Here is a 5,072-nt window from a genome sequence, read left to right as displayed (position 1 = left end):
CGGCGGGGACCGCGCGGCCTCGCCCGAGCGACGCTTGGCTGTACGGCGCCACGGGGGCCGCGCGCGGAGCCTTAGCGCAGCCTTCGCGCACGCTATATGATGGCTTCCTAAAGTAATGAACTATAGGGAGCCCTCGTGAACCCATTCGCCGCTGCCGACGCCCCGCTGTACGAAGTCAAGGCCAACTTATTCAAGGGACTGTCCCATCCGGTCAGGATCCGGGTGCTGGAACTGCTTGCGGACGCTCCCGAGGTAACCGTGACCGAGCTGATGAACGAGACGGGCCAAGAGGCCTCCAACCTGTCCCAGCACCTGTCCGTCTTGCGCCGGCATAACCTCGTCCTGGCCGAACGCCGGGGCGTGCAGGTCTTCTACCGCCTGGCGTACCCTCAGGTGGCCGACCTGCTGACCGTGGCGCGCAGCCTCCTGCAGCAGCTCCTGCACACGGCCACGCAGCAACTGGCCGGCTTTAGTGCGGCCGACAACGGCACGACGGCATCAGCCCGGGAGGCGGGCACCAAGCAGGAGGCGCCATGAAGTCGTTGAGGGCGGCGGCCGCGCTGCTGCCCGGCAAGGCCGATTACGCTCAGCTGCCGCGCACCTGGCGGAACGACCTGGTGGCGGGCGTGACCGTGGGTATCGTCGCCCTGCCGCTGGCCTTGGCATTCGGCGTCAGCTCGGGCGCCGGCGCCGCGTCGGGATTGATCACAGCGATCGTCGCCGGCATCGTTGCTGCCGTTTTCGGTGGTTCCAACATCCAGGTGTCGGGACCTACCGGCGCCATGGTGGTGGTGCTTGCGCCGGTCATCGCCAGCCACGGGATATCGTCGCTCGCGCTGCTGACGCTCATGGCCGGCGTCATGGTGGCTGCCGCCGGCGTGCTGAAACTGGGCCGTGCCGTCAGCTTCATACCGTGGCCGGTCATCGAGGGCTTCACGCTGGGCATCGCCGTCATCATCTTCCTGCAGCAGGTGCCGGCCGCCTTCGGGACCGCACCGGGGCCCAGCTCCAACGCGGCCGTGTCGGCGGTCGAGGCCTTGGGCACCGCTTCCTTGGCGGGCTTGTTCTGGCCCGTCATCCTGGCGTTGATCGTGGCCGCCATCATGGTGGCCGCGCCGAAGATCAATCCACAGCTGCCCGGCTCCATCATCGGGATCATCGTCGCCACGCTTGTGGCCCAGCTGCTGAATGTGGACGTTGCACGGATCGGCGAACTTCCCAGCTCCTTGCCGGCCCCGTCCCTGCCCACCGTCGACCTGGCCCTGATCGGCGCACTGGCCGGGCCTGCCCTCACCGTCGCAGCACTGGCTGCCATCGAGTCGCTGCTCTCGGCCCGGGTAGCCGCATCCATCTCCGACACGGGCCCTTACGACGCGGACCGGGAGCTGGTTGGCCAGGGCCTGGCCTCGGTTGCCTCCGGCTTCTTCGGCGGGATGCCTGCCACCGGGGCCATCGCCCGGACGGCCGTGAACATCCGCGCCGGCGGGCGGACCCGGGCCTCCGTCGTCGTGCATGCCCTGGTGCTGCTGGGCGTCGTGTACCTGGCGACCGGGCCCGTCTCCCAAATCCCGCTGGCGGCGCTGTCCGGCGTGCTGATGGTGACCGCCGTCCGCATGGTCTCGCTGAACACCTTGCGCAGCGTCTTCGGCTCCACCCGGGCGGACACCACGGTCTTCATCGTCACCGCGGTCGTCACGGTGTCCTTCGACCTGATCCAGGCCGTCGTGATCGGCATCGTCTTCGCTGGGTTCTTCGCGCTGAGGGCGTTGGGCAATTCCAGCGGAGTCCACCGGGAGGAGATTCCCGGACCGGCCGCAGACGGCGACGAGCAGATCGCTGTCTTCCGGCTCGACGGCGCCCTGTTCTTCGGCGTCGCCGACCGGGTGCTGGAGCGAGTCTCTTCCATCCGCAATGTGCAGGTGGTGATCATCCGGATGTCCCAGCTGCAGATCCTCGACGCGACCGGGGCAAAGGTCGTGGCCGACCTAGTCACAGCGCTGGAGTGCCGCGGCGTCACCGTGCTCATCAAGGGGATTCAGGAACGCCATGTGGAGTTGGCCCGCCGGGTGGGGGTCTTGGAGTCATTGCGCCACGACAGGCACCTGTTCGGCGACCTGGACGCGGCGGTCGAGCATGCCCGCAGTCACGTCCGGCGCAACGGTGAAGCCCGGCGCACACAGCAGGCCTAAGGCGCGCCAACGGGCCCGCTTGCGTCAGGCGCGGTCGGCACCGCCGCCGCGACGCGCTTCGCCCGCGGCCCGGTAGGCAAAAACCGTGGCCGCGACGGCCAGCCCGACGGCGATGATTCCGAACGGGTTGCACAGCGCGGTGGACATTCCCAGGGCGGACGGACCGGCCAGCAGCGACATGATGGACGCGCCCTCTCCGGCGCCGCCGAAGTCCGGGACGGTGAAGCCGAAGGCGAACGCCAGCAGCCAGGCCAGCGCCGGCGCCACGACGGCCCGCACCGGGAGCAGCAGGCCCCGGCGGGCGGTCTCGAGGAGCTTCACGCCGGTCAGCAACAGCAAGACCAGCAGCACCGGGCCCAGGCTGATGCCCAGCCAGAGCACCATCTGCCCGCCGATGCCAAACAACACGCGTCCGGCCACCACCCACAGCGGCACCAGCACCGCCATCGGAATCGCCAGCCAAAGGACCAGGGTGCGGAGAAAACCCTGGCGGACGGCCGAGGGCGGCGGGACGACGGTACTGCTCATGCCCTCATGATAGGCGTGGTTCCCGGGCTCAAGCCCCTTCGAGCGCCTGTTGCGTGGCCAACGTGACATAGCGCGCGGCCTGGGCCATGGCCTGTTCCCGGCTGCCTGCCGCCTCGACCACGCTGGCGGCCGCATGCACCCCGTGTTCGGCCAGCCGGTCCGGCGCCAGGTCGATCTGCCCGGCGACGACGACGGCGGGGATGCCCCGTGCCTGGGCACGCCCGGCGATGCCCAGCGGCGCTTTCCCGAATTCGGACTGCCGATCCAGCGACCCCTCGCCGGTCAGCACCAGGTCTGCGTCCGCCAGGGCGGCCTCGAGGCCCACCAGATCGGCGACGACGTCGAACCCCGGCTCCACCCGGACCCCGGCCAGCGCCAGGAAGCCGGAGGGGAAGCCGCCGGCCGCGCCCGCGCCCGCCACGTTGACGTCGCGGCCGGTTGCCTTCAGCAGCACCTGGGCCCAGTGCTGCAGCGCCTCGTCGAGCAAGCGGCGCGAGACCGCGTCGGCGCCCTTCTGTTCCCCGAAAGCGTGCGCCGCCCCGTCCGGCCCGTACAGCGGATTCGAGACGTCTGCCGCTATCCGGATCACGGTCTCCGCCAGGCGCGGGTCCAGGCCGGAGGCGTCCAGGTGGTCCGCGGTGGCCAGGGCCGCGCCGCCGAGCAGGACTTCGGCGCCGCCGCCGGTAAGCACCTTCAGGCCCAGCGCGCGGAGGGCGCCGGACCCGCCGTCGGTCATGGCGGAGCCGCCCACCCCGAGCACGATCTCGGTGGCGCCGGCGTTCAGTGCCGCCTCAATCAGCTGGCCGGACCCGTAGGAGTGGGCCGTGAGCGCCGACTGCACGCTGGGCTCGGTGAGCAGCAAGCCGGATGCCCGCGCGGTTTCAATGACGGCGGTCTTGCCGTCCGGCCGCTCCAGCATGGCCCAGGATGCGGTGACCTCACGCTCCAGCGGCCCCACGACGCGTTCGGTGTGCTCGGCCGCACCGGCGGAGAGGGCAGCCTCCAGGGTGCCCTCGCCGCCGTCGGCAACCGGGAGCAGCTGCACGTGGGCGTCCGGGTAGACCCGCAGCACGCCTTCGGCCATTGCGGCGGCCGCCTCGGCGGCCGTCAAGGTTCCCTTGAACTTGTCCGGTGCAATCAAGACCTTCATGCGGACTCCCTCTGCGGCCAGCTGCCGCGTTCAGCCATCACTTCGGCCAGAATATCGGCGCGGTCGGAGACTATGCCATCCACTCCCAGTGCCAGCAGCCGTTCCATCTCTGCGCGGTCGTTGATAGTCCACACGTGCACCTTTAGGCCGGCCCGGCGGCAGCGCCGCACGAACCCGGGCGTGACTACCGTGAACGGACCGTACTTCACCGGCACCTGCACCGCGTGGACGCGGACCAGCCGGGCCAACAGGCCCGCCAGACCTATATACCCCAAAAGATATATTGCCAGCGTCGCATATACTCCGCCGGATCCCGCAACGGGGCGGCTCAGGCCGCGCAGCACGCGGAAGCGGCGGCGGTCGGAAAAGGAAGCCACCAGCACGCGGTCGTGCGCGTCGTAGGCCTCGATCAGCCGGGCCAGTTCGTCCGCGGCGGCCATGTCTTTCACGTCCACGTTGAGTCGCACGTCCGGCCACGCGGCCAGCAACTCCTCGAACGTGGGGATCGGCTCGCCGGAGATCCGTACCTGCGCCAGCTGGCCGGCCGTGTGCGCCGCCAGCTCTCCGCGGCCGTCGGTAGTACGCTCCAGCGTCCGGTCGTGGAAGGCCATCAGCACGCCGTCGCGGGTGGACCTGACATCGGTTTCCAGGTAGGCGTAGCCGAGATCGACTGCCGCGCGGAACGCCGCCATCGAGTTCTCCCGACCCTCCAACGAGAAACCACGGTGCGACAGTGCAAGTGGCCCGCCCTGCCCGGAACCGGGAAACGTAGGATTGAGGTAGGGGCTGGCACTGCTCACATTCGGTACTCTACCGGCCCCCGCCGCGACTGCCGATGAGGAGGAACCCATGCGTCTTGCCGTGGTGCAGGCTGCCGGGCTGCTCGGCGACGGGTCCCGGCCGCGGTGCCGGAAGTGGCTGGAACAGGCGGCCGGGCTGGGTGCACAGCTGCTGGTGCTGCCCGCCGGGTTCGCCCCGCATTTCCGCCGCGAACTGGGCGGACTCGCGGCGCGCCACGGGGTCGCGGTGGCGGCCGGCAGCAGCACCCACGGCAACGGTACCGAACTGTGGCTGTTCGACCCGGCCGGCGGCCTCCAGGCCTGCACGGACGCTGCCGCCGTCGTGTCGCTGGAGGGGCTGCTCATCGGGCTGGCTGCGGAGGACGACGCCGGCGCGGTCGCCCTGGCGGCGGGCGGCGGCTCCCG

General features: G+C 70.4%; 6 protein-coding genes. 3 read left to right on the top strand and 3 right to left on the bottom strand.

Annotated features, from left to right (window positions below; translation table 11 throughout):
- Positions 1-135: 135 nt before the first annotated feature.
- Together AC5RV2_RS14395 and AC5RV2_RS14390 are read left to right on the top strand one after the other, a co-directional pair.
- Positions 136-537, top strand: coding sequence for an ArsR/SmtB family transcription factor (locus tag AC5RV2_RS14395; RefSeq protein WP_494092897.1), 402 nt, complete (start codon positions 136-138; stop codon positions 535-537).
- The gene (locus tag AC5RV2_RS14390; RefSeq protein WP_494092896.1) at positions 534-2,189 is read left to right on the top strand and encodes a SulP family inorganic anion transporter; all 1,656 of its coding nucleotides are present in this window, start codon (positions 534-536) and stop codon (positions 2,187-2,189) included. Before AC5RV2_RS14395 ends, AC5RV2_RS14390 begins: the two co-directional genes overlap by 4 nt.
- 24 nt (positions 2,190-2,213) lie before the next feature.
- Here the strand turns inward: AC5RV2_RS14390 and AC5RV2_RS14385 are convergent, their stop codons facing one another.
- The 3 genes from AC5RV2_RS14385 to AC5RV2_RS14375 are packed head-to-tail and all read right to left on the bottom strand — an operon-like array spanning position 2,214 to position 4,667.
- Positions 2,214-2,717 (bottom strand): hypothetical protein, encoded by a 504-nt coding sequence (locus tag AC5RV2_RS14385; protein ID WP_494092895.1) that lies wholly within the window; start codon positions 2,715-2,717, stop codon positions 2,214-2,216.
- A 28-nt stretch (positions 2,718-2,745) separates the two neighbouring features.
- Positions 2,746-3,867, bottom strand: a complete 1,122-nt coding sequence (locus tag AC5RV2_RS14380; protein ID WP_494092894.1) for a glycerate kinase — start codon at positions 3,865-3,867, stop codon at positions 2,746-2,748.
- Positions 3,864-4,667, bottom strand: a complete 804-nt coding sequence (locus tag AC5RV2_RS14375; RefSeq protein ID WP_494092893.1) for a glycerophosphodiester phosphodiesterase family protein — start codon at positions 4,665-4,667, stop codon at positions 3,864-3,866. The genes AC5RV2_RS14380 and AC5RV2_RS14375 overlap by 4 nt, the downstream gene beginning before the upstream one ends.
- Before the next feature lie 49 nt (positions 4,668-4,716).
- Between AC5RV2_RS14375 and AC5RV2_RS14370 the strand changes: the two genes are divergently transcribed.
- On the top strand, positions 4,717-5,072 hold a 356-nt coding region (locus AC5RV2_RS14370), incomplete at its 3' end, for a hypothetical protein (protein WP_494092892.1).

It is taken from the genome of Arthrobacter sp. Y3225116, from assembly GCF_059091245.1.
This window is presented reverse-complemented; position numbering and strand designations above follow the sequence as displayed.

What these genes read in the sequence shown, in the direction of transcription:
- AC5RV2_RS14380 (WP_494092894.1), bottom strand. Translation starts at nt 3,867, where the DNA reads ATGAAGGTCTTGATTGCACCGGACAAGTTCAAGGGAACCTTGACGGCC.
- AC5RV2_RS14390 (WP_494092896.1), top strand. Translation starts at nt 534, where the DNA reads ATGAAGTCGTTGAGGGCGGCGGCCGCGCTGCTGCCCGGCAAGGCCGAT.
- AC5RV2_RS14385 (WP_494092895.1), bottom strand. Translation starts at nt 2,717, where the DNA reads ATGAGCAGTACCGTCGTCCCGCCGCCCTCGGCCGTCCGCCAGGGTTTT.